At 32.3% G+C, this 23,389-nt stretch carries 24 protein-coding genes and 1 riboswitch; of the genes, 6 read left to right on the top strand and 18 right to left on the bottom strand.

What is annotated here, in order from left to right; all coding sequences use genetic code 11:
• Nucleotides 1-77 precede the first annotated feature (77 nt).
• Both DYE31_RS06920 and DYE31_RS06915 read right to left on the bottom strand, forming a co-directional pair.
• Complete coding sequence (locus tag DYE31_RS06920; protein ID WP_015900362.1) at nt 78-1,460, bottom strand: RecQ family ATP-dependent DNA helicase; 1,383 nt, start codon at nt 1,458-1,460, stop codon at nt 78-80.
• A gap of 2 nt (nt 1,461-1,462) precedes the next feature.
• On the bottom strand, nt 1,463-2,425 hold the full coding sequence (locus DYE31_RS06915; protein ID WP_231635363.1) for a helix-turn-helix domain-containing protein: 963 nt from the start codon (nt 2,423-2,425) through the stop codon (nt 1,463-1,465).
• Nucleotides 2,426-2,523: 98 nt separating this feature from the next.
• Between DYE31_RS06915 and DYE31_RS06910 the strand changes: the two genes are divergently transcribed.
• Nucleotides 2,524-2,772 carry a ferredoxin gene (locus DYE31_RS06910; RefSeq protein ID WP_015900364.1) on the top strand — a complete coding sequence of 83 codons (249 nt, stop codon included), beginning with the start codon at nt 2,524-2,526 and terminating at the stop codon, nt 2,770-2,772.
• Nucleotides 2,773-2,908: 136 nt separating this feature from the next.
• On the opposite strand, the gene DYE31_RS06905 is transcribed toward DYE31_RS06910, so the two are convergent.
• The 6 genes from DYE31_RS06905 to DYE31_RS06880 all read right to left on the bottom strand — a co-directional run bounded on the left by DYE31_RS06905 (nt 2,909) and on the right by DYE31_RS06880 (nt 8,498).
• A complete protein-coding gene (locus DYE31_RS06905) occupies nt 2,909-3,457 on the bottom strand; it encodes an ECF transporter S component (RefSeq protein WP_015900365.1) in 549 nt (182 codons plus the stop codon).
• Nucleotides 3,458-3,516: 59 nt separating this feature from the next.
• Nucleotides 3,517-3,649: riboswitch (FMN riboswitch) on the bottom strand.
• Between the two features lie 77 nt (nt 3,650-3,726).
• On the bottom strand, nt 3,727-5,478 hold the full coding sequence (locus DYE31_RS06900; RefSeq protein WP_174221506.1) for an ATP-binding protein: 1,752 nt from the start codon (nt 5,476-5,478) through the stop codon (nt 3,727-3,729).
• Nucleotides 5,462-6,184 (bottom strand): response regulator, encoded by a 723-nt coding sequence (locus DYE31_RS06895; protein ID WP_015900367.1) that lies wholly within the window; start codon nt 6,182-6,184, stop codon nt 5,462-5,464. Before DYE31_RS06895 ends, DYE31_RS06900 begins: the two co-directional genes overlap by 17 nt.
• A gap of 314 nt (nt 6,185-6,498) precedes the next feature.
• Nucleotides 6,499-7,236: a pseudouridine synthase gene (locus DYE31_RS06890; RefSeq protein WP_015900368.1), complete on the bottom strand. Its 738-nt coding sequence runs from the start codon at nt 7,234-7,236 to the stop codon at nt 6,499-6,501.
• Nucleotides 7,229-7,777, bottom strand: a complete 549-nt coding sequence (gene scpB / locus DYE31_RS06885) for an SMC-Scp complex subunit ScpB (RefSeq protein ID WP_015900369.1) — start codon at nt 7,775-7,777, stop codon at nt 7,229-7,231. The genes DYE31_RS06890 and scpB overlap by 8 nt, the downstream gene beginning before the upstream one ends.
• The gene (locus tag DYE31_RS06880; RefSeq protein WP_015900370.1) at nt 7,761-8,498 is read right to left on the bottom strand and encodes a segregation and condensation protein A; all 738 of its coding nucleotides are present in this window, start codon (nt 8,496-8,498) and stop codon (nt 7,761-7,763) included. The genes scpB and DYE31_RS06880 overlap by 17 nt, the downstream gene beginning before the upstream one ends.
• An 87-nt stretch (nt 8,499-8,585) precedes the next feature.
• Here DYE31_RS06880 and DYE31_RS06875 point away from each other — a divergent pair, with 87 nt between their 5' ends.
• Nucleotides 8,586-9,098, top strand: coding sequence for a DUF309 domain-containing protein (locus DYE31_RS06875; protein WP_235851278.1), 513 nt, complete (start codon nt 8,586-8,588; stop codon nt 9,096-9,098).
• A 42-nt stretch (nt 9,099-9,140) separates the two neighbouring features.
• Here DYE31_RS06875 and xerD read toward each other — a convergent pair whose 3' ends face one another.
• The 3 genes from xerD to DYE31_RS06860 all read right to left on the bottom strand — a co-directional run bounded on the left by xerD (nt 9,141) and on the right by DYE31_RS06860 (nt 11,163).
• The gene (xerD, locus tag DYE31_RS06870) at nt 9,141-10,040 is read right to left on the bottom strand and encodes a site-specific tyrosine recombinase XerD (RefSeq protein WP_015900372.1); all 900 of its coding nucleotides are present in this window, start codon (nt 10,038-10,040) and stop codon (nt 9,141-9,143) included.
• A 22-nt stretch (nt 10,041-10,062) separates the two neighbouring features.
• Complete coding sequence (fur, locus tag DYE31_RS06865) at nt 10,063-10,515, bottom strand: ferric iron uptake transcriptional regulator (protein WP_015900373.1); 453 nt, start codon at nt 10,513-10,515, stop codon at nt 10,063-10,065.
• A 105-nt stretch (nt 10,516-10,620) separates the two neighbouring features.
• A complete protein-coding gene (locus tag DYE31_RS06860; RefSeq protein ID WP_015900374.1) occupies nt 10,621-11,163 on the bottom strand; it encodes an NUDIX hydrolase in 543 nt (180 codons plus the stop codon).
• 85 nt (nt 11,164-11,248) lie between these two features.
• On the opposite strand from DYE31_RS06860, the gene DYE31_RS06855 reads away from it, so the two are divergent.
• Complete coding sequence (locus tag DYE31_RS06855; RefSeq protein WP_015900375.1) at nt 11,249-12,157, top strand: aldo/keto reductase; 909 nt, start codon at nt 11,249-11,251, stop codon at nt 12,155-12,157.
• Between the two features lie 24 nt (nt 12,158-12,181).
• Here DYE31_RS06855 and DYE31_RS06850 read toward each other — a convergent pair whose 3' ends face one another.
• The gene (locus DYE31_RS06850; RefSeq protein ID WP_041613115.1) at nt 12,182-12,946 is read right to left on the bottom strand and encodes an SDR family NAD(P)-dependent oxidoreductase; all 765 of its coding nucleotides are present in this window, start codon (nt 12,944-12,946) and stop codon (nt 12,182-12,184) included.
• A 151-nt stretch (nt 12,947-13,097) separates the two neighbouring features.
• On the opposite strand from DYE31_RS06850, the gene proC reads away from it, so the two are divergent.
• Nucleotides 13,098-13,907 carry a pyrroline-5-carboxylate reductase gene (gene proC / locus DYE31_RS06845; RefSeq protein WP_015900377.1) on the top strand — a complete coding sequence of 270 codons (810 nt, stop codon included), beginning with the start codon at nt 13,098-13,100 and terminating at the stop codon, nt 13,905-13,907.
• Between the two features lie 49 nt (nt 13,908-13,956).
• Here the strand turns inward: proC and rnz are convergent, their stop codons facing one another.
• The gene (gene rnz / locus DYE31_RS06840) at nt 13,957-14,877 is read right to left on the bottom strand and encodes a ribonuclease Z (RefSeq protein WP_015900378.1); all 921 of its coding nucleotides are present in this window, start codon (nt 14,875-14,877) and stop codon (nt 13,957-13,959) included.
• 141 nt (nt 14,878-15,018) lie between these two features.
• Between rnz and zwf the strand changes: the two genes are divergently transcribed.
• Nucleotides 15,019-16,503: a glucose-6-phosphate dehydrogenase gene (zwf, locus tag DYE31_RS06835; protein WP_015900379.1), complete on the top strand. Its 1,485-nt coding sequence runs from the start codon at nt 15,019-15,021 to the stop codon at nt 16,501-16,503.
• Between the two features lie 160 nt (nt 16,504-16,663).
• Nucleotides 16,664-17,527 (top strand): AraC family transcriptional regulator, encoded by an 864-nt coding sequence (locus DYE31_RS06830; protein ID WP_015900380.1) that lies wholly within the window; start codon nt 16,664-16,666, stop codon nt 17,525-17,527.
• Nucleotides 17,528-17,580: 53 nt separating this feature from the next.
• Here DYE31_RS06830 and gndA read toward each other — a convergent pair whose 3' ends face one another.
• From gndA to DYE31_RS06800, 5 genes are all read right to left on the bottom strand, one after another.
• The gene (gene gndA, locus DYE31_RS06825) at nt 17,581-18,990 is read right to left on the bottom strand and encodes an NADP-dependent phosphogluconate dehydrogenase (RefSeq protein ID WP_015900381.1); all 1,410 of its coding nucleotides are present in this window, start codon (nt 18,988-18,990) and stop codon (nt 17,581-17,583) included.
• 74 nt (nt 18,991-19,064) lie between these two features.
• On the bottom strand, nt 19,065-20,198 hold the full coding sequence (locus DYE31_RS06820; protein ID WP_015900382.1) for a M20/M25/M40 family metallo-hydrolase: 1,134 nt from the start codon (nt 20,196-20,198) through the stop codon (nt 19,065-19,067).
• Nucleotides 20,199-20,555: 357 nt separating this feature from the next.
• Entirely contained in the window at nt 20,556-21,533 is a 978-nt protein-coding gene (locus tag DYE31_RS06810) for an aromatic acid exporter family protein (RefSeq protein ID WP_015900384.1), read from the bottom strand.
• A 12-nt stretch (nt 21,534-21,545) separates the two neighbouring features.
• The gene (gene brxB / locus DYE31_RS06805) at nt 21,546-21,983 is read right to left on the bottom strand and encodes a bacilliredoxin BrxB (RefSeq protein WP_015900385.1); all 438 of its coding nucleotides are present in this window, start codon (nt 21,981-21,983) and stop codon (nt 21,546-21,548) included.
• A 97-nt stretch (nt 21,984-22,080) separates the two neighbouring features.
• Entirely contained in the window at nt 22,081-23,376 is a 1,296-nt protein-coding gene (locus DYE31_RS06800; protein ID WP_015900386.1) for a dihydrolipoamide acetyltransferase family protein, read from the bottom strand.
• Nucleotides 23,377-23,389 lie beyond the last annotated feature (13 nt).

Below are 23,389 nucleotides of genomic sequence, written 5' to 3'. Positions count from 1 at the left end.
AATAAATGAGTGCTATTTTTAGTGAGTACGAATAAACTACGTTCTATCCACATTAACATGTATACTAATGTGGTATTTTAATTTTGTATGAAAATTTGATTGAGTTTTTCTAAATAGTCCATTTTTCGTGTGACTTTTTTAGGATTTCTGATATCTATCCTTTCATTTATTTCATCATTATCACAGCATGATTCAGGTTTTTGTATGCTTTCACCGAAATACGACATCAAATATTCTCTTCTGCAAGTTGTAAGATTTTTGTAACCTAACATTCTGATATAACCTTCTTTTTTACGATATTCTGAACGTTGGAATATTTTTTGGATTTCTTCAACAGAATAACTGAGATGTAAAATATCAATAATGCTTTGTTTTTCATCAGGTAAAGCCATACCATTTTTATATGCATCAATATCTGCATCTGTAATCATGTCTGCAAAAAGCAATGTTTCTAATAGAAATGCATCATCTGATTGATATAAACTGATTGCTTGGCTATAAGCACCATCTCTGCCTGCCCTGCCAATTTCTTGAATATAACTTGATGGGCTAGTGGGAAGATGGAAGTGTATGACTGTTCTTATGTCTGGTTTATTAATCCCCATTCCAAAGGCACTAGTTGCCACTACTATAGGAATATCATTTTGAATAAATTGTTGTTGAACTGTTTGTCGTTCTTGGTAGGACATATCCCCATGATATATACCAGTTAAAAAACCAGCTTTATATATTTCTTGCGCAAGTTCACGACATTTTTTCTTAGAGGATACATAAATAATCGTAGGTCCGCTATGGTTGATATTTTCTAAAAGCCAAATCATTTTATCATTATCGTTATCGAAGTTGAGATGCGTTAAGGAGATATTGCTGCGATCCATTTTCGTTTTGATTTCATGAAATTGCGTACCTACCACTTCATTCAAATCTTCTTTAAGATGTTTTGGTGCTGTAGCTGTTAAAGCCAAGACAGTTGCATTAGGAAAGCGCTTCGTAATTTTACCCACTAATGCATAATGGGGTCTAAAATCATATCCCCACTCTGTAATACAGTGTGCTTCATCTAAAACTATTAACCCTAAGTCTATATCTCGTAAATAATTAATATTATCGCGATTTAAAATAAACTCAGGACTTAAAAAGATAAATTTTGCTTTTTTTATAAATTTAAGGTTTTTCTTCTTTTCTTCTAAACTCATTCCAGAATGAACATAACAAACAGAGCGTTCACCTTTTTTCTTCATTTGCATGACTTGATCGTCCATTAAAGATATTAAAGGAGAAATAATTAATGTAGGTTTTTGATTGATATAAGTTGGAAGCTGATAGCATAAACTCTTTCCGCTGCCAGTTGGTAAAATGCCTAAAGTGTTTTGCTTATCTAGGACACTCTGAATGATTCCTTCTTGGCCAGGATTGAATGTATCAAACCCGAACCAATCTTGTAATGCTTTTTGTAACATGGTCACCCCTCCCTAGAAAAACGCACGATAGCTAATTTAATATCGAAATAACTGTGTTCTGGAAACTTTGACTTAAATACTTTTAAACGCTCTTCTTTATTATTTTGATAAAAGGATTTAAATGAAGAATAAAATGTTTGATTAATATACAAATGATAATCAGAAAGATAACCTTTTATAAAAAGTTCGAGCACATGATCTTCAATTGTATTTTCCTTTACATTTTCAATAACAGAGATTTCCTTCATAGTCTTATCATTTTTAAGGTATTGATAAGTTTCAAATGCATTTTGCGAAAGTTCCGGCAAAATAATTGTTTTATGTAATATTTTGAATTTTTCCTTGTTTTCAATTTGATTCATCATTTCAACTAAATCATTCATTTTTAATCTTATTAATTCTTCCTCTGAAATTAATTCAATCATTCCCACCTGTTGATTCGTATACATTGTTTCTTCATACCCTTGTAAAAAATAATGCAGAATTGATAATTCATTGTAGGAATTGATAGATGCAAATAGAGTGTATATTTCTTCTTTAAACAATTTTTCTTCATCATTATTTAATATTTCATAATAAAGGTTCTTAGCTTTCCTTTGAACTTTGTCAATTTGTGATACAGGTATGAATGATAAAGATTGATGCTGATGATTAGAAATGGTTTGAGTTAACAACTGAATCACCTGAAATGTCTGTTGAATACTTTCAAAAGTATAACGCGGTGTTACTTTTAATGTTTTACTGACATTGTTATTATATACATTAGAATCTTTGAATATTCGTTCGAATGATGGATATTTTAAATTTGGATGACTGTGATATAATGATAAAAGTTGTTGGCTACATGCATCAAAATAAGTTTGATGTGTTTTAGCACCAACGATTATATTATAAAGACTTTTATCAGTTTTATAGTGATAAGCATGTGTTTTTATGTATTGGATAATTTCTTTCAAATCAATCATCACCTTAACAATCTGTTGTATTGAAAAAAGAATTTCTGATGTTAAAATAAAAATTACGTTATTAGTGTAGCATTTTTGTAAAAGGAGGCGAAGTAAAATTGGCTAAATATACGATTGTAGATATGGATACTTGTATTGCATGTGGTGCTTGCGGTGCAGCAGCTCCAGATATTTATGACTACGATGATGAAGGCATCGCATACGTGATTCTTGATGATAATGAAGGTACTGCTGAAGTACCTAAAGAATTATATGAAGACATGGAAGATGCTCTAGAAGGTTGCCCTACTGATTCTATTAAAATAGCAGATGAGCCTTTCGATGGAGATGCTTTAAAATTCGAATAATGATAGTCAATCGTCAATTCAGTTAGTATTCTTCGCTAATTATAGATTGAATAAAAAAGGTCAAAGCAAATGATTGTTTTGATCTTTCTTTATTAAAAGCCCGGAAATTATTTTCAAATTTCCGGGCTTTTAAATATTAATAATTCAATGCTTTTTTTAATCGTTTATATAGTAAAAGGAAAATGGCTGATACCGCTATTCCTTTTATAATATTAAATGGAATAATACCTGATACGATAATTATTTTTAAATTTTTCACTACATCTGAAAGATTCATAATCATTCCATATAAAGGTAATAATACAAAGTAGTTTAAAATACTCAATATTAAAGTCATTACTAATGTACCTGCAATCAAGCCGATAACTATGTTCAATTTACCTTTAATTAATTTACTTACATAAAATGCAGTAAGTAAAAAACTGACTGCTGCTGCAAAGTTTGCAACGGGTCCAATCGGATCACCCATATTGAAAAGGAAGTTAAGCAAATTTTTAATAAGTTCTACAATAACCCCCGCAACGGGTCCAAACAGAAATGTTGCAAGCAATGCTGGAACATCACTGAAATCCAATGTTAAGTATGGCGGCAAAAATGGCAGCGGAAATTTGATAAACATCAAAATAAACGCAATTGCACTCATCATACTTATAATGATTAAGCGTTTGTTTTTTTGCTGATTCATAAATACTCCTTCCATTCATCTTACGCGAATAGGAGGAATTTAAGCACAACAAATAAACCCTCCATCTTCTCCCATCCAGACTATACTGTCGGCTCTAGAATCTCACTAGATCAGCCATATTTACAAAATAAATACAGGTCGCAGGCTTAATTTACTGCCGGTTGGGACTTTCACCCGACCCCGAAGATGAATATCATTATTATTTTATTTTCTTATCTATTATATCGGATTAGACACAGTGATTCAATTCGATTGCTTAAAAAATAGTATTAAATATTTTCGGGTGGTTTAGGCAATTTAATAATAAATGTAGTACCTTCTCCTAAACGGCTTTTTAAATCAATTGTTCCACCTTGAGCTTCAATAATCATACGACAAATAAAGAGTCCTAACCCCGTTCCTTCTTTACCGCGTTTACGAGAAGCATCAACTTTATAAAATCTATCAAATACTAAATCAATATGTTCAGGGGCAATACCACTGCCTGTATCTGTCACATACAAAATATCGTATTTATCAGATTCTGATGTGCTGATTTTAATAGCATCTCCTGGCGAAGTATAACGAGATGCATTATCTACTAAATTTGTTAAAACTTGTTCCATTCTATCTGTGTCATAATACCAAAGTTGCCCTTCCGTATTAGGAGCCAGATTAATATCGATTTGTAAATCTTCTGCTTGTTGTCGATATTTCATTTGCATCCGCTCTAATAATGGATCGATAGGTTGTACTTCTTTGTTAACTGATAAGCCTTCTGCATCCATTCTTGCTACATTTAATAATTCATTCACAAGTCGATTTAAACGTTGTGTTTCATCAAGAACGATAGAAAGGGAGTCTCTGATTTCATCAGGTTCTGAGACAACTCCATCCACTATTGATTCTGTGTAACCTTGTAATAAAGCAATTGGTGTGCGCAATTCGTGTGATACATTGGCTATAAAGTCTTTTTTCATTTGATCCAACTGATGTTCATTGGTCATGTCTCGAATAATCGCTACAACGCCGCTTTGGTTAGGTTGGAATTGTTCGATGTAACTCATGATGACGACATAGAATCGGTTATTTACTTCATAATCTTGGAATTGAATTTCTTTTTCTTTAAATGTACGGTCCATTTGTTCAGTAAATTGTTCTTTTTTAGTTGTTCGAAGTTGTTCTGACATTTTTTTGGCCATTTCATTTGATAGAATGATTTCTCTTTTTTCATTGATACCTAATACGCCTTCTACCATTGAATTAATAAGGCTGTCTCTGATGTTCTTAGATGCTGATATTTCATCGATATGTCTTTGAATATCGCTGCTCATTATATTGAATGAGTGCGCTAACTCACCTATTTCATCTTTTGAATTGATATCGTTGACTTGTGAATAGTCACCTTCGGAAAGATTTAAGGCTTGAGTACGTAATTGGCGAAGCGGTTTAGTAATACGTGATGATAAAAAGAATGCAAAAACAGTAGTAATAATTAAGAAAATTACAGCTGTTACTAAAATAATGATAGTAATGACATTATTAGTATCATCTATACTCTTAAGATCTTGATATATGAATACAGCACCATGGGGGTTATTTGCATCAATTTTTGTCGGATAGCCGAGCAATACGTATGTTCTAACTTTTCCATCGACCTTTAATTTAATATGCTGAGATATTTTTTTATTATCAGTAAACACTTTTTGATATTTCGAGTTTTTAGTGATAACATTCATCATTTCATTTTTTAATTTAGAGTGAGAATTATAAAATTCATCATTCTTATTTTTCATAATAATTAAACCGCTAGGACCTTCAATCAATGCCTTGCTATGTTTAATTGCTAATGACTTATTATCTGATTCTTCTAGTAAAATGCTAATTCGTTCTGCATCTTTTATTAAGGATTGTTCAGTATCTTGCGTATAATAATTTTGAATAAATGTGATTAATGCCGCACTTAGTAAAATTAAAACTGTCGTTACTATAAGAATTATAGTTAACCACAGTTTTATCACGACACTATTGAGTCGTTTCATCATTATTGTTGACCTCAAATTTATAGCCGACACCCCATACAGTTTGAATCATATGTGCTGCATCAGAGGATACACGGTTTAACTTTTCTCTAAGACGTTTAACATGAGTATCTACAGTACGCAAGTCTCCATAGAATTCATAATGCCAGACATCTTTTAATAATTGTTCGCGATCAAAAACTTTGTTAGGTGTTTTGGCTAAGAATATTAATAGTTCATATTCTTTAGGTGTTAAGTTGACTTGAGTACCATCAGCAAGTACACGATGCGCATCATTATCAATGACAAGGTGCTTAAATTCAATTAAGTCTCTTGCGTGAGGCTCATTTTGTTCTGAAGTTGCTGTTAATGTGCGTCTAAGCAAAGCTTTAACTCGTAATACTACTTCGCGTGGAGAAAAAGGTTTGACAATATAATCATCTGCACCTGATTCGAATCCTTCTACACGATTTGTTTCTTCACCTTTTGCTGTTAACATAATAATCGGTGTATCTTTGTACTCTCTTAAACGGTTTGCAACTTCAATACCATCTAATTCGGGAAGCATTAAGTCTAATAAGATACAAGCATAATCAGTGTTTAATGCCATATCTAATGCTTCTTTGCCGTCTTGAGCTTCTTCGATATCAAAAGATTCTCTTTCTAAATATAATTTAAGCAGTCTTCGAATTCTTTCTTCATCATCAACGACAAGTATTTTTGTCATAATTATAGTTACCTCCCATATGAGTATCCAATTCTATTGATATAACTTATAAAATAGATAAGATGCGTAACATGAATCTCTTGCACCTTTTTATCTCATATCAATTTCTTCATATTGGATATTTAAAGATTTGACTGAATCATTGTTTAGCAGCCAATTTTAATCAGCTACTTTATAACAAATGATTTTTCACTTCAATATATATTATATCATAAGCATATATCAACAAGATAATTGAAACTTGTTGAGTTCTTTGCATGTATGATATGTGTAAAAAAGCCAAAAAGCACACTGAATATTGCTTAGTGACTTAATTAACCATTTTCAGCTAAATTTCTAAGTTTTTTAACTTCATGAGGAGTCAATACACGCCCTTCTCCAGCATTTAAACCTTTAAGTGTAAGGAAATCTGCTAGTTCCACACGAGATAATTTCGATACTTCATGACCGAAATGTTCGAACATACGTCGTACTTGGCGGTTTCTGCCCTCTGAAATCGTGATTTCTACAACAGTAGTATTCTTTTCTTTATTTTGATTTTTAATTTTAACTTCTGCTGGATGTGTTTTACCATCTTCTAATTGTATACCTTTTTCAAGTGCTTTCACTTCATCACGCATCAAGTATCCTTTTAATTTAGCGACGTACTTTTTCTTAATTTTATATCTCGGATGTGTCATTAAATTAGTGAACTCACCATCATTTGTTAACAATAAAAGTCCTGAAGTGTCGTAATCTAATCTGCCTACTGGATAAATACGTGTTTCTAAGTCATCGAAATAATCTGTTACCACAGTTCTGCCTCTGTCATCCGAAACACTCGTAATAACTTGAGCTGGTTTATAAAACAAAATATACAATTTATCTTCTTGTTCTAGTTTAACGCCTTCAACTTCAACATTGTCCGATGGTTTAACTTTTGTACCTAATTCTGTTACAGTTTCGCCATTTACTTTAACTTTGCCTTCAACAATTAAAGTTTCAGCTTTTCTTCTTGAAGTATAACCGCTATTTGCAATTCTTTTTTGTAATCTTTCTAATTCTTTACTCATTATTATCTCCTTTTTGGTTAATCAGATTATTGAAAAATGATTCGATTTCTTCTTCCTCTTCTTCTGTAGTTGGAAGTTCATCCAAATTTGTCATACCAAAAACATTTAAGAATAAAGGTGTTGTATAAAGTTGCTGACTGCGAGAATTATCTTCAACTTTTGCTTCAACTAATCCTCTCGCGATTAATGTTTTAGCTGCACCATCTGAATTAATGCCGCGTATTATTTCAATATCGCTTCTGGTTACTGGTTGATTATAAGCGATAATTGATAATACTTCCATTGCAGCTTGTGACAGTTTCATATTTGATTGATTTTTTACCAGTTTTTCTACATAAGGTGCAACTTCTGATTTTGTTGTTAAAACATATGTAGATCCATATTGTTGAATTACTAAGCCTTGAGAATCATAAGTTGCAGCCATTTCTTTTAAGGTTTCTTCTGAAATCTCTAAAATATCAGTGAGCTGGTCAGCTTCCAATCCTTCATCACCCGCTGTATATAATAACCCTTCAAGTATTCCGTTAAGCTCCAATGCCATAATTTACACCTCTAGTAATGTTAATGTCTGCAAAATCTTTAACTTGGTTAATTTGTATGATTCCCGTTTTCGACATTTCTAATATCGCCAAGAAATGTGTAACGATTTCCTCTGTATTTTCTTTAAAAGTAAACAAACTAAAAAAGTTAATGGAGTTAGAAACTGCAAGTTTTTCAGTGACTTGTTTAGATGCTTGTTCAATCGTAAAAGTTTCTTTTTGGATTGTAACACTTTTAGGTGTGTTGAAAGATGTTCTTGTTTTGATTCTTTGATAAGCCATAATTAATTCTGTTAAATCAATTGTTTGAGAATCATCCCAAGTTTCTATGGATTCTAAATGGCTTAAATCAGTAGGATGTTTGCTGTAAAATTGTTCGCGCTGTTCTTTAAGTTCATTCAGAAATTCTGTATATTCTTTATAATTTTGATACTCTATTAAACGACCAACCAAGTCTTCTCTTGGATCCTCTATTTCATCATCCATTTCAGTATCATGTTGTGGTAAAAGCATTTTACTTTTAATCATCAATAATTCAGAAGCCACTACTAGATATTCACTCGCTATATTAATTTCTAGTTTTTTCATTGCATGAATATAGTTCATATATTGTTCTGTTAAAGCTTTCATCGGGATATCATAAATATCGATTTCATACTTATGTATTAGATGGAGTAATAAATCCAAAGGACCATTAAAAGCATCTAGTTTAACTTCGTACATCTCTTTCTCCTTTAATTGCATGTTGCGTATATCATTCAGTAAAATATTATACATGAATGCTGAAAATAAATAAATGAGAAGCAGGAGGTGAATAAATTGGAAGAAGCGCTTTTGTCATTTTATTATCAATTTCATGCTCAACAACATTACTTTTTATGTCATGACATTTTAGAAGATGCTTGGAAAAAACAGCCTTTCTTTTCAAAAGAGGATGCAGTAGTAAGCTTAATTTTATGTGCTACCGGCTGTTATCATTTTAGAAGAGGCAACTGCAAAGGTGCATCCACACTATTTAAGCGTGCTTATCGTGTAGCAAATCTTATTTTGAAAAATATAGAGAATTTAGGATTAAGCTCTCAAAAATATTTAACTTTACTAACTCAGTTAAAAAAACAAGCAACTCAAAATTGTCCATTCCAAGTTATAGAATTACCTTTATTGGAATCCACAAAAAAGAAATTGAAATCAAAATTTCCTGATTATCAATTGATGACGAAAATAAATGACTCTCCTTATATTTACGATCATCATTTATTACGAGATCGCCATGCAGTTGAACTTGCTCGAAATGACGCATTAAAAAGACGTAAATTAAAATAATGCACATCCACATATCGAATGGATGTGCATTATTTTAATTAGTCAGGCTCTTGGATGGAATTCATTATACATTTTTCTGATTTGTGATTTTGAAACATGTGTATAGAGTTGAGTTGTAGAAATATCCGAATGTCCTAACATTTCTTGTACAGCTCTTAAATCAGCACCATTTTCAAGCAAATGTGTCGCAAACGAGTGGCGAAGTGAGTGAGGTGTTAATTTCTTTTTAATATTTGCTTTAACACCATATTGCTTTATAAGTTTCCAAATTCCCTGTCTTGATAATGGTTTACCATGAAGGTTTAAAAATAATACATCTGTTACTGTTTGTTTTAACAATTGAGGACGTACTGTTTCAATGTATTTTTTCAAATAATCGATGACAGTTTCGCCTAAAGGGATGATACGTTCTTTGCTACCCTTACCGAAAACCCGTACAAATCCCATAATCAAATTGACATCTTCTACACGAACATGTATCAATTCCGTTACACGCATACCTGTCGCATATAATAATTCCAGAATTGTTCGATCTCGATAACCGTTATTTTTAGATAAATCCGGCGTTTCAAGTAAAGCAAGAACGTCCTCTACATCTAATACGTCAGGTAACCGGCGCTCGTATTTAGGTGTTTCAATCAATACAGTAGGATCTTTAGCTGCATAACGTTCTCTCAACGCAAATTGATGGAAACTTCTTACTGTTGAAATAAAACGCGCAATTGATTTTGCGGAATGACCGTCATCATGTAAATATCCTAAACATTGTTGAATAATCTCTCGATCAATAAAATCTATATTATTAATCTTTTTTAATACTAAATACTCTTTGTATTTATTCAAATCTCTTCTATAAGCACCAATCGTATTAGCACTTAATCCTTTTTCAATTTGAATGAATTTTAAATATTCTTCAATAACAACATCATAATTTGTTTCCATCACTTTTCACCCTCTTACTATATCAAACTTCTTTCTTCTTTTGCTGGCATTCGCTGCAAATACCGTGAAAAGTAAGACGATGATCTAAAATTTTAAAGTTAAATTCATTTTCTACGCGTTCTTCAACTTTTGGCAATAAATCTTCAGCAATTTCCTCAACTTTTCCACATTCCATACAAACTAAATGATGATGGAAATGTTTTTCGCCTTCTTTTTTCAAATCAAATCGTGACACACCATCACCAAAGTTGATTTTATCAACGATTTTCAGTTCAGCAAGTAGCTCCAACGTTCTATAAACAGTTGCTAATCCGATTTCTGGCGCTTTATCTTTCACTTTTAAGTAAACATCTTCAGCACTAAGATGATCAGATTCATTTTCAATCAATACTCTTAATGTTGCCTCACGCTGTGGAGTTAATTTATAGGATGATTGTTGTAATTGTTGCTTCACGCATTTTAATCGTTCTTCCACGGAAGCCTCACTCCTCTACTAATAATTATAATCATTTTAATTTGTTTAATGACTCAACTATTAAATTACCAGTATTTTGTTAAAAAAGCAACTCATTCTCACTCTTTAATTAGAATGATTATAAATTGATAATAGATGCTGAAGCGCGATTAAAGTTTTAGCATCTGTAATTTTTAAATTTGTAACCAAATCGTTGATTTCATCAATACTCAACTCAACTTGTTCAACAAATTCATCTGGGTCTAAATGAACATTTCCTTTGCTTAATTCATCAGTGAAATAGATAGATATTTTCTCATTTGCAAATCCTGGTGAAGTATAAACATCAGCAATTAATTCTAAATCCTTTGCGATATAGCCTGTTTCTTCTTCTAATTCGCGATGTGCGGCTTCTTTAGGGTCTTCCCCCTCTTCTAATTTCCCAGCAGGTATTTCAAGTAATACCTTTTCAACCGGTTTACGATATTGTTTTACAAAAACGACTTTGTTTTCAGGTGTAAGTGCGCACACTGCTACAGCTCCAGTGTGATTAACGATTTCACGTTTAGAAGTTTCACCATTCGGCAATAAAACTTCATCTACATCAACATCGATGATTTTTCCAGAATATATATTCTTTTTACTAAGTGTTTTCTCTGTTAAGTCCATTATAATCACGTTCCTTTTAACTATATTGATTTATTGCTAAACTAGGTTTGTTAGACAATTAAAGTGTATCGAAAGGAGTAACAACATGCAAAAGAATGTTTTAAAGAGTGGTTTAGAGATATCTGAATTAGGATTAGGGTGCATGAGTTTAGGTACAAAAAAAAAGCATGCACAAGCTATTATAGAACGTGCTATTGAATTAGGAATTACTTATTTTGATACAGCTGATATGTATGATAAAGGGATAAATGAAAAATTAGTCGGTGAAATTTTAAAACCATATCAAAATACACACGATATTGTGATTGGAACGAAAGTAGGAAATCATCTCAAGGATGATGGAACAACATTTTGGGATCCATCTAAAAAACACATAAAAGAAAGTGTCAAACAATCTCTTAAAAACTTAGGTGTGGATGAATTGGATTTATATCAATTACATGGGGGTACAATTGATGATCCTTTAGATGAAACGATAAGTGCTTTTGATGAATTGAAAAAAGAAGGACTTATTCGTGCATATGGTATTTCTTCTATCAGACCTAATGTCATTAATTACTATTTAGAACATAGTGATATTGATACATGGATGGCTCAATTTAATCTTATTGATAATCGACCTGAAGATTTAATTCAAGCTGCACATAAAAAAGGTGTAAAAGTTCTAGCTCGCGGTCCTGTTTTCAAAGGACTTTTGACAGCCTCAAGTAATCAAGTTTTAGATGATAAATTTGAAGATGGTATTTTTGATTATAATTATCAAGATCTCGGCAGTACAATCGCATCTTTAAAAGAAATTGAACATAACCTAACAGCATTAACATTTAATTATCTGCGTTCACAAGATGTATTAGGCTCTATTATTGCTGGAGCAAGCAGCGTGGAACAACTCGAAGAAAATGTAAATAATTTAAACATCGATTTAGATTTTAACCGTATCCAAGCAGCACGCAAGCGAGTTAAAGATCTTCACTATACTAATCATTTAAATTAAGTTTTAAAAAAGAATGACGTGATGTCATTCTTTTTTATTGTTAAATAACGCTGGAAATGTTTTTTCAATTGTTCTTGGTGCTAATTGGTATAATTTAAGAAGTGCATGTAACCATTTAGGTCTATTAACTTCAGATTTATTCTTCAACATATTATTAATGATCTCTTCAGCAAGTTTGTCTGGATCTAACATTATGTTATCCACCTGAGCTGTATATTTTAAAGTAGGATCTGCTTTCGCATGAAATGGTGTATGTATTGGCCCAGTATTGACTAACATAACTTGATAATTCGGATGTTCCAGACGGTACGTATTCAATACTTGATTTAATGCCGCTTTACTAGCAGCATAATGGCCGCTATGTACTTGTGTAGAAAAGGCAGCTAAACTGCTTATGCCTACGATATATGGATGTTTTGTAAAGTATGGAGCGAGTTGTTTCAGCAGTATGTTAAAGTTAATAAGATTAATTTCATATGTCTCTATCATTTCATTTTCTTCATGTGCATCTATGGATTTAAAATAACCTAAACCTGCACTATGTATTAACCCGTCAATTGCCTCTTTTTTAAAACAGAGTTTTTTTATAGCTGCACGAGAATTTAAATTACATACTTGTGCGTTTAATAAATGTGCATTATACGGATAATACGTTTTGTTGAATTTATCTATGTTTCTAACGAGTAAAGTCACGTAGGCGCCTTTTTTTAATACAGCATTTGTTATTGCATAGCCTAGTCCGCTTGTACCGCCTGTTATCACAAAGTGTTTACCGATTAAATTTTTCATCAAATGCATGATTCCTCCCTTTTATTATGCTAAGAATATGTTTGATTATAAGGATAACAGGTAAATAATAACATTGTTGTGTAAAATATGTGCATTAATTGTGCTATCATATAAATTAACTTAACACTAATACAGGGAGTGCTAATTAAAAATGAAAATTGTATTTTATGGTTCAGGCAACATGGCACATGCTATTTTTTCAGGCATCATTGATTCAAATGTGATTGACCCTAACGATATATATATTACGAATCGTTCTAATGAAGCGGTACTTAAGGGGTATGCTGATGAGCTGGGAGTGAATTACAGCTATGATGATGCTGCTTTATTAGCAGATGCAGATTTTGTATTTTTAGGTACTAAACCTTATGATTTTGAATCTTTAGCTGACCGTATTCGCCCTTATATTACTGACCGTAATAAGTTTATTTCTATAATGGCAGGTATTTCCATTCAGTATATCCGGAAAGAGTTAGGTCATGATAATCCTATTGCACGTATTATGCCTAATACTAATGCGCAAGTAGGTCACTCAGTAACTGGATTAAGTTTTTCAAAAAATTATCCAGAAACTGACCGCCAGAAAGTAGTCGATATTGTTAATGCATTCGGATCAGAGATGGAAGTGCAAGAAGATGCATTGCATCAAGTGACAGCGATAACTGGAAGCGGTCCAGCTTTCTTATATCACGTGTTTGAAAAATATGTAGATGCTGGTGTAAGACTCGGATTAGATAAAGAAGAAGTTGAAGAATCAATTAGAAATTTAATTATTGGTACTGGAAAAATGATTGAAAGATCAGATTTGAGTATGGAACAACTAAGACAAAACGTTACTTCCAAAGGCGGTACAACACAAGCAGGTCTAGATGCACTATCAAAACATGATATTGAGGGCATTTTTGAAGACTGTTTCAACGCAGCAGTTAAAAGAAGTAAAGAACTTTCCAATAAACAATAATATAAAACTACCGAAACAGGATTTTTAACAAATTCTGTTTCGGTAGTATTCATATTTCAAAAGTATCAAAATCTCTTACAAATTTAAATTTTAGATTTGGATATTGGTTTTGTAATTCTGCATAAATGACATCTATATCACTTAGATTATATCGGTTGCTTATATGATTTAATAATGCTTGTTTTGAATTAGTTGCTTCAAGCAAATGTAAAACGTCATTGATATGACTATGATGGTGACTATCTGCTAAGGATCTATCCCCATCAATATATGTAGCTTCATGCACTAATAAATCAGCGTTATCTGCTAGCTTAAGCTCATTTTCACAAGGCATTGTGTCTCCAAAAATTGCAATTTTCGGTCCTACTTTTTCCTCTCCTTTGAAGTCAGAAGATTGATAAACCTTATCATTGAAAATAAATGAGTCGGAGTTTTTAACCTCTTGATATTTTGGACCAGGTTCCATACCAATCTCACGCAATGAAGCAACATCTATTTTTCCAGATGTTGTGGGAGCTTCGATTCGATAACCAAATGATGGGACACCATGATTTAAATTATAAGCAGATACAGTAAACCCTTCATGATGGTAATGCAATTGATCATCTATTTCTATAAAAGTTACTGGATAATTCAATCTAGATAGTGAAGCTTGAAGCGTTGTTTCAACATAATTTTTAATCCCTCTTGGGCCAACGATAGTTAATGGTTTATTTTCACCACCCTGAAATGAACGGCTAGTTAATAGTCCAGGCAATCCATATATATGATCACCATGCATATGTGTGATAAAAATGTGGTTTATTTTACCAAGTTTTATAGAATGATGTAATATTTGATGTTGCGTTCCTTCCCCTGCATCAAAGAGCCAAATAGAGTTAGAGTAAGGATCAAGGTTGAGCGCTATTGCTTGTGTATTGCGTTCTTTGGTCGGCAATGCTGCACCCGTGCCGAAAAATGTGATTTCCATATCAACGCTCCTCTCTATATAGGTAAGTTTACCATATAATTAGATTTACAATCACTCATAAATTTAAGCAAAAATGTGTTATAACATTTCCGCATAGTCTATAATAATAGCATAACTTATTTAGAATTGAGGTTTTGAATCTTGAGTACAAAAAGAAAGCATATACCATGTTTGATTACAATATTTGGAGCTACTGGCGATTTAAGCCATCGTAAACTATTCCCATCTCTTTTCCACTTATACCAACAAGATAATTTAGATCAGCATGTAGCAATCATTGGTATTGGCCGACGAGATTATTCTAATGATGAATTTCGTAAACAAGTTAAAGCATCAATACAAGCTCACGTAAAAGATACAAAACACCTTGATCAATTTATGGAACATGTATTTTACTTTAAGCACGATGTAAGCGACGAGCAGAGTTATGATGAACTATTGCAATTTAGTAATAAATTAGACTCTGAATTCGGATTAGAAGGTAATCGCCTATTCTATTTAGCAATGGCACCTAATTTCTTTGGTGTAGTAACAGATTACTTAAAATCATCAGGATTAACTAAAACTCGTGGATTTAAACGTCTAGTTATTGAAAAACCATTTGGTAGCGATTTAGCATCTGCAGAGAAATTAAATAAACAAATCCGTAAGTCTTTTAAAGAAGAAGAAATTTATCGTATCGATCATTACTTAGGTAAAGATATGGTGCAAAATATTGAAGTATTAAGATTTGCGAATGCTATGTTCGAACCATTATGGAATAATAAATATATCTCAAATATTCAGGTGACTTCTTCAGAGGTTTTAGGCGTTGAAGATCGTGGCGGTTATTATGAAACAAGTGGCGCATTGAAAGACATGGTGCAAAATCACATGTTGCAAATGGTAGCATTATTGGCAATGGAGCCACCTATTAGTTTAAATAGTGCTGATATCCGCGCTGAAAAAGTAAAAGTATTGAAATCTCTGCATCCACTTGGTGCTGAAGACGTACGAACTAATTTTGTCAGAGGTCAATATGGTCCGGGTGAAATTAACGGTCAACCTGTAATTGGCTATAGAGAAGAAGAACGTGTAGCAGATGATTCAGATACCCCTACTTTTGTATCCGGAAAAGTTATGATTGATAATTTCCGTTGGGCTGGAGTGCCGTTTTACATTAGAACTGGTAAAAGAATGAAACGTAAATCAATCCAAGTTGTAGTTGAATTTAAAGAAGTACCAATGAACCTATATTATGAAAAAGATAAACACTTAGATTCAAATTTACTTGTTATCAATATTCAACCAAATGAAGGTGTTTCTTTACATTTAAATGCTAAGAAAAATGTACAAGGCATCGAAACAGAACCTGTACAACTTTCATATTCTATGAGTGCTCAAGATAAAATGAACACAGTAGATGCTTATGAAAACTTATTATTTGATTGTTTAAAAGGTGATGCGACAAACTTTACACATTGGGAAGAATTAAAATCAACATGGAAATTTGTAGATGCAATTCAAGAAGAGTGGGATCAAGTTATTCCAGAATTCCCTAACTACAAATCTGGAACAAATGGACCACTCGATAGTGAATTACTACTTAGTCGCGATGGTTTCCACTGGTGGGACGATATTCATTAACTAGCAATAAATAGTGAATAGTTAAATATATAGACAAGTCTGTACTTAAATTTAAGTTCAGACTTGTCTATTCTTTAGCCCTTTTTTAAAGGAAAAATAGTGGAAAATACGGTATAATAAAAAACAATAGTAATTTAAGGTAGTTTTAGGAGTGAACAGTTTGGACGTTATCAAGCAAATACAGCAGGCAATTGTTTATATCGAAGATCGAATTATTGAGCCTTTCCATTTGCAAGATTTAAGTGATTACGTCGGTCTTTCTCCAATGCATCTTGATCAATCATTTAAAATGATTGTTGGACAGTCTCCCAGTGAATATGCTAAAGCAAGAAAACTTACAAAAGCTGCCGAAGATGTAATACAAGGCTCATATCGTTTAGTGGATATTGCTAAAAAATATCATTATAAAGATACAAATGAATTTGCTAATGATTTTAGTGATTATCATGGAGTTTCTCCAATTCAGGCGAAGATAAAACAAGATGAATTGCAAATGCAAAAGCGACTATATATAAAAATCTCTACTACGGATCGTCCTCCCTATACATATCGTTTAGAAACTTCAGATGCATATACATTGGTAGGACATGCACGATTCATTAATACTGAGGATTTAAGCAATCCATTTGTGGTAGCAGATTTTATAGAAGAGTTGTTAAATGATGGTAGAATTGAAGAATTACAAAAATATAACGATATAAGTCCTCATGAGTTGTTTATTGTGAAATGCCCTTTAGATAATGGAGCTGAAATTTTTGCGGGTGTGCCAAGTGAGCGTTATCCTGCTCATTTAGAAAGTCGATATTTGCCTTCTAGACAATATGCAAAATTCAACTTGCAAGGTGAAATCGATTTTGCAGTTAACGAAGCATGGCACTATATTGAAACAAGGTTACAATTAACATTACCTTATGAACACAATAGCTTGTATGTAGAGATTTATCCTTTTAATATTTCTTTTGAAGACCCTTTCACTAAAATTCAATTATGGATTCCGATTGATCCAGATGTTAACAATGAGTAAAAAAGAAAGGCACGATTGATAATTTCAACCGTGCCTTTCTTTATTATATATAATTATTTTTCTTCTGCCCAATGAGTGTGGAATGTACCTTCTTGGTCTTTACGTTGATATGTGTGAGCACCAAAATAATCACGTTGAGCTTGTATTAAGTTTGCTGGTAAGTTTTCTGAACGATAACTATCATAATAGTTGATGCTTGCTGCAAAACCAGGAGTTGGAATACCATTTGCAACACTTTCAGCTACAACATCACGTAGTGCTGATTGATAGTTTGTAACAACGTCAGTGAAATATGGATCAAGTAGTAAATTTTGAAGTTCTGAATTATTATCATATGCATCTTTGATTTTTTGTAAGAATCTTGCACGAATAATACATCCGGCTCTCCAAATCATTGCTAAGTCGCCGAGTTGTAAGTTCCAGTTATGCTCTTCACTTGCTTTACGCATTTGAGCAAATCCTTGAGCATATGAACAAATTTTACTCATATATAATGCTTTGCGAATTTTTTCTAAGAACTCTTCTTTATTACCATTAAATTTAGGAGATGGTCCTTCTAAATGTTTAGAAGCTTCGATACGCTCTTCTTTCATTGAAGAAATAAAGCGAGCAAATACTGATTCTGTAATAATTGTCAATGGAACTCCCAATTCTAGTGCGTTGATAGAAGTCCATTTTCCTGTACCTTTTTGTCCTGCTTTGTCCATTACTTTTTCAACTAAAGGTGTACCATCTTCATCTAATTTATTAAAGATTTCTCCAGTAATTTCAATCAAGTAACTATCTAGCTCACCTTTGTTCCATTCTTTAAATGTTTTAGCAATTTCAGTATGAGACATATGCAAAGCATCTTTCATCAAAGAATAACTTTCAGCGATTAATTGCATATCGGCATATTCGATACCATTGTGAACCATTTTTACATAATGACCAGCACCATCAGGTCCGATATAAGTTACGCAAGGAGCACCGTCATCAGCTTTTGCAGAAATAGCTTCTAAGATATCAGAAACTTTATCATATGCTTCTTTCTGACCGCCAGGCATGATAGAAGGTCCTGTTAACGCACCAACCTCTCCGCCGGAAACACCAGTACCAATGAAATTAATACCACTTTCAGCTAATGCTTTGTTACGACGGATTGTATCTTGGTAATTTGTATTACCACCGTCAATTAAAATATCGCCATCATCTAATAATGGTAATAAACCTTCAATAGTTGCGTCAGTTGCAGGTCCTGCTTTAACCATCAATAAAATTTTGCGAGGTCGTTCTAAAGAGTTAACAAATTCTTCTAAAGAATATGTGGGGTGAATATTTTTTCCTTTAGATTCTTCAACCATTTGTTCAGTTTTTTCTTTTGAACGATTGTAAACTGATACTGAATATCCTCTTGATTCAATATTCCAAGCTAAGTTTTTACCCATTACGGCTAAGCCGACTACACCTATTTGTTGCGTCATATTACTTACCTCTCTTATTAAAAATTTTCTATCTTATTGTATCATAATTTAAAGGGTTCCTCACTTAATCGAACTTACTTAGAATTACTTACAATTTTTACAATTTCGATAAGTTGTTCAGCTAATAAATTTAACGATTTTATCTCCATTTTTTCTTCAGTTGTATGAATGTTTTCATAACCGATTCCAAGAATTACAGTTGGTATACCTAAAGCGTTTATAATATTACCATCAGAACCTCCGCCAGAAATGACTGTATTTCCGCTTAGACCTAATTTTTCAGCACTTTTAATTGCGATTTGAGTAACTTCAGCTTCTTTAGAAACTTCGAATCCTTGATAACTTTCTTCTATTTCTACATCTGCAGTGCATCCGTATTCTTCGGCTGTTGTTTTGAATATTTCTTCCATATGATGAATTTGATCAATAATTTTTTGTTTAGAATGAGAACGTGCTTCAGCATGTAATGTTACTTCATCTGCAACGATATTAGTTACTGAACCACCGTGAAAATTGCCGATATTTGCTGTTGTTTCATCATCAATTTGACCTAATTTCATTCTACTTACTGCTTTAGCAGCAATGTTAATGGCACTTACACCTTTATTTGGTGTACTAGCATGTGCTTTTTTTCCATGAATGACTGCAGCTATTTTCATCTGTGTAGGTGCTCCTAAAACAGTTGTACCAACTGGAGAACTTGCATCTACTGCATAACCGAATTTTGCATCCAATAAATCTGAATTTAACGCTTTTGCACCTAATAAACCAGATTCTTCACCAACAGTAATAACAAACTGAATCTGTCCATGTCTGATATTATTTTCTTTTAAACTTCTAATTAATTCGAAAATTGCCGCTAGACCTGCTTTATCGTCTGCACCTAATACTGTAGTGCCATCAGAATAAATATAACCATCATCTTTTACAATCGGTTTTACATTAATACCTGGAATTACAGTATCCATGTGGCTTGTGAAATAAATCTTATCAATTTGTTCATCATTAGTATTATATGGAGGTAAAGTACATATTAAGTTATTAGCACCTAACCCATTTTGTTCACTAGCATGGTCTTCTTTAACCGCTAGACCTAAATTTTCAAATTTCTCTTTTAAAATAGGTTGGATTAATTCTTCATGACCTGTTTCTGAATCAATTTGTACAAGTTCTAAAAATGTATCGAGTAAACGTTGTTTATTTATCATGTGATTGCTCCTTTCCTTTATAGTATAAGTGTATATGAATATTTAATTTCGGAAAACTTATATGTTTCAGAAAATGAAGTGGATTTATGATATAATAGTGAGAAATCATGAGCATTGCAAAGACCTTCCATGTGGTTTAAAATATAGAAAATCACGTTTAAAAAGAGCAATTGCTAGAGGAGAGTTAGAAGTGTTTAAAGGTAAAGTTTCCAAGATAGTTATTATCGTAATGTTAGTTGCAGTCATCGTTGCGCTTATTCTTTCAAGCTTAGCACCATTGATGCAGTAATTATGTTAATCTAAACAGAACCCGCACAGATATATTAAAAAATATATCTGTGCGGGTTTATTTTTTAACTACACTTCATGATACAATTTTAACGATCCGAATTGAGATTTAACTTGTAAATATCTTTCTAATTCGTTAACAATTTGTATCTCATTAGCACGATTTATTAGAGTTTCCTTACTTTCAGGTAATGGTTGCTCGTATAATTCAATATGCAAATCATATAAAGAATATAACCTCATTGCTGTATAGTCATTGCTATTAACATTCTTCGCTATTTCTGCAAATAATTTACCTAAGCGATGTAAAATCACATCTTCTGATTGCATTGATTTTAATATTTGCTGAATGCGTTCTATTATTTCTAACTGTTCTTCACGCATATCGAAATAGTGATAATAAGAATTTTCATTTCGAACATAATGGTTTTTTACATCACGGAAAGCAAAAGATTTCGCCTTTTGAATCTCAGTAGATACTTCTTTCAAAGGGACTTCTAAACTATAATTTACATCAAAACAGGATTTACTGAATGTATAGAAAATTTCAGTAAACTGCTTTTCTATTTTATGTTTATACTCTTCTAATTTATTATCCATACTTGGCATTATCATATTCATTAAAAATGCTATTCCGAGTCCAACTATAAGTAATAAAACTTCATTTACAAATAAATGGAAATCAATTACCTTTGCATTAAATACATGTAAGAGAATAACGCAACTTGTAACTATCCCTTCTTGTACTCCTATCATAACTGTGAGTGGAATAAAAAGTAATACAATAAGACCTAATACAATTGCATTTTGACCAAGTAAACTGAAAATAATAGAGCCTAATATAAGTATGAGAATACAGGATACAAAACGTGAAATAATTGCTTGTAGGGAATGTACTTTTGTGTGTTTAATACATAAAACAACTAAAATGGCACTTGAAGAAAAATTATCTAAACCAATTAATTTGGCAATAATTATTCCCAGTGCCATTCCTACAGCAGTTTTAATCGTTCTAAATCCTATTTTATAGGGATTCAAACGTTTCATCTGCCAGTCCTCTTATCGTTCTTCACAATATTTTTCAAATAAGTTTTGGATTTGTGTTATTACATCCATAATGTCATGGCCTTCAATTTGATGACGTTCAATCATTTCTGTGATTTTGCCATCTTTCATAAGTGCAAATGAAGGGCTTGAAGGTGCATAACCTCCAAAATAATCACGTGCTTGTTGAGTTGCTTCTTTGTCTTGGCCAGCAAATACTGAAACTAATCGATCCGGCATTTTATCATAGTGTAATGCATGTTCTGCTGCAGGTCTTGCAATCCCACCTGCACATCCACATACTGAGTTAATCATAACTAAAGTAGTTCCGTCTTGTTTAAATACTGAATCTACTTCTTCTGGAGTTGTTAGTTGCTCATAGCCAGCGTTTTCAATTTCATTTCGTGCTTGCTTTACAACATCATTCATATATAAATCGAAGTTTAAATCCATATCGATATCACCTTTCAGTTCTTAGTAAAGTTCATACTTTATTCTACTAATTAATTAAGTAATCTTCAACTGGCTTGTTTATTATAGGAAATTTGATTTAATAAATATGTGTATGTTCTATTGAATACTGTTCAATACGATTTTTAATAAAGTTCATAAATCTTCCTGCTTGTAATCCATCCAGTATACGATGATCTAATGAAATACAAAGGTTGACCATGCTTCGTATTGCTATCATATCATCAATGACAACAGGTTTTTTCACGATAGATTCAACTTGCAGAATAGCTGCTTGCGGATAATTAATTATTCCCATTGAAGAAACTGAACCAAATGTACCTGTGTTATTTACAGTAAAAGTTCCACCGCTCAAATCAGCTTGTGTTAATTTATTTGTTCTTGCTTTTTGAGCTAATGTATTAATCTCACGGGCAATTCCTTTTATAGATTTTTCATCAGCATTATGGATCACAGGTGTAAATAATTTATCTTCAACAGCAACTGCAATTGAAATATTAATATCTTTGTGTATCTTAATCTCAGAGCCTTGCCAACTACTATTAAGCATAGGGAATTCTTTAAGTGCTTCAGCTGCAGCTTTTACAAAGAATGCAAAGAAAGTAAGGTTGTAACCTTCTTCTTTTTTGAATTTATTTTTATAATGGTTTCGTGTTTTTACTAAATTGGTTGCATCTGCCTCAATCATCATCCATGCATGTGGGATTTCTGTTACACTTGTTACCATATTTTTGGCGATTTGTTTTCTAATTCCATTAACAGGTATAGACTCGGCATTTAATGTATCAGTTTCACTTGGTTGTGAAATGTTTGAATCATGATTGTCAGCTTTTTGAATTGGCGTTTGGTCTTGTACATTTGATTGTTCGAGCATCATATCAGGATTTTGAATAACTTTTTCTATATCTTTTTTTGTTACTCTTCCTTCAAAACCTGTACCTTTTACTTGAGTTAAATCAATTTGGTGTTCAGATGCTAATTTGAAAACTACCGGAGAAAAACGACCATTGTTTAAAGGTTTGCTGGAGTCTTCATATTTCAAATTATTATTGTCTTTCTTAGAATCAATACTTTCATCTGAATCGTCATCGTTTTTAATGTGTTCTTGTTTTTCTTTAATATTTGTTTCAGAATTATTTTCGCTTGCTGATTCTATTTCACAAATAGGTGTTCCAATTTTAATTGTTTCACCAGCTTCAACTAAAATTTTTGTAATTTTACCAGCTTCAGTTGATGGAACCTCTGCTGTGACTTTATCTGTAATTACTTCACAAATAGGTGCATATTCTTCAATTGTGTCTCCCACTTCAACGAGCCATTGTTCAATTGTTCCTTCATGTACACTTTCACCTAATTTAGGCATTTTGATTTCCATTTGTAGTCCTCCT

The sequence above is a fragment of the Staphylococcus carnosus genome (genome assembly GCF_900458435.1).
GTDB lineage: Bacteria > Bacillota > Bacilli > Staphylococcales > Staphylococcaceae > Staphylococcus > Staphylococcus carnosus.
The sequence above is the reverse complement of the archived record's forward strand: the minus strand, read 5'-3'. Positions and strand labels throughout refer to the sequence as shown.

What these genes read in the sequence shown, in the direction of transcription:
- DYE31_RS06880 (WP_015900370.1), bottom strand. Translation starts at nt 8,498, where the DNA reads ATGTACGAAGTTAAACTAGATGCTTTTAATGGTCCTTTGGATTTATTA.
- DYE31_RS06895 (WP_015900367.1), bottom strand. Translation starts at nt 6,184, where the DNA reads ATGACAAAAATACTTGTCGTTGATGATGAAGAAAGAATTCGAAGACTG.
- DYE31_RS06905 (WP_015900365.1), bottom strand. Translation starts at nt 3,457, where the DNA reads ATGAATCAGCAAAAAAACAAACGCTTAATCATTATAAGTATGATGAGT.
- DYE31_RS06860 (WP_015900374.1), bottom strand. Translation starts at nt 11,163, where the DNA reads ATGGACTTAACAGAGAAAACACTTAGTAAAAAGAATATATATTCTGGA.
- DYE31_RS06920 (WP_015900362.1), bottom strand. Translation starts at nt 1,460, where the DNA reads ATGTTACAAAAAGCATTACAAGATTGGTTCGGGTTTGATACATTCAAT.
- scpB (WP_015900369.1), bottom strand. Translation starts at nt 7,777, where the DNA reads ATGGCATTGGAGCTTAACGGAATACTTGAAGGGTTATTATATACAGCG.
- DYE31_RS06890 (WP_015900368.1), bottom strand. Translation starts at nt 7,236, where the DNA reads ATGAGTAAAGAATTAGAAAGATTACAAAAAAGAATTGCAAATAGCGGT.
- brxB (WP_015900385.1), bottom strand. Translation starts at nt 21,983, where the DNA reads ATGGATTTAAACTTCGATTTATATATGAATGATGTTGTAAAGCAAGCA.
- DYE31_RS06850 (WP_041613115.1), bottom strand. Translation starts at nt 12,946, where the DNA reads ATGAAAAATTTAATCGGTAAACACTTTGTGATAACAGGCGGTACAAGC.
- xerD (WP_015900372.1), bottom strand. Translation starts at nt 10,040, where the DNA reads ATGGAAACAAATTATGATGTTGTTATTGAAGAATATTTAAAATTCATT.
- DYE31_RS06915 (WP_231635363.1), bottom strand. Translation starts at nt 2,425, where the DNA reads ATGATTGATTTGAAAGAAATTATCCAATACATAAAAACACATGCTTAT.
- rnz (WP_015900378.1), bottom strand. Translation starts at nt 14,877, where the DNA reads ATGGAAATCACATTTTTCGGCACGGGTGCAGCATTGCCGACCAAAGAA.
- DYE31_RS06800 (WP_015900386.1), bottom strand. Translation starts at nt 23,376, where the DNA reads ATGGAAATCAAAATGCCTAAATTAGGTGAAAGTGTACATGAAGGAACA.
- DYE31_RS06855 (WP_015900375.1), top strand. Translation starts at nt 11,249, where the DNA reads ATGCAAAAGAATGTTTTAAAGAGTGGTTTAGAGATATCTGAATTAGGA.
- proC (WP_015900377.1), top strand. Translation starts at nt 13,098, where the DNA reads ATGAAAATTGTATTTTATGGTTCAGGCAACATGGCACATGCTATTTTT.
- gndA (WP_015900381.1), bottom strand. Translation starts at nt 18,990, where the DNA reads ATGACGCAACAAATAGGTGTAGTCGGCTTAGCCGTAATGGGTAAAAAC.
- DYE31_RS06810 (WP_015900384.1), bottom strand. Translation starts at nt 21,533, where the DNA reads ATGAAACGTTTGAATCCCTATAAAATAGGATTTAGAACGATTAAAACT.
- DYE31_RS06900 (WP_174221506.1), bottom strand. Translation starts at nt 5,478, where the DNA reads ATGAAACGACTCAATAGTGTCGTGATAAAACTGTGGTTAACTATAATT.
- DYE31_RS06820 (WP_015900382.1), bottom strand. Translation starts at nt 20,198, where the DNA reads ATGATAAATAAACAACGTTTACTCGATACATTTTTAGAACTTGTACAA.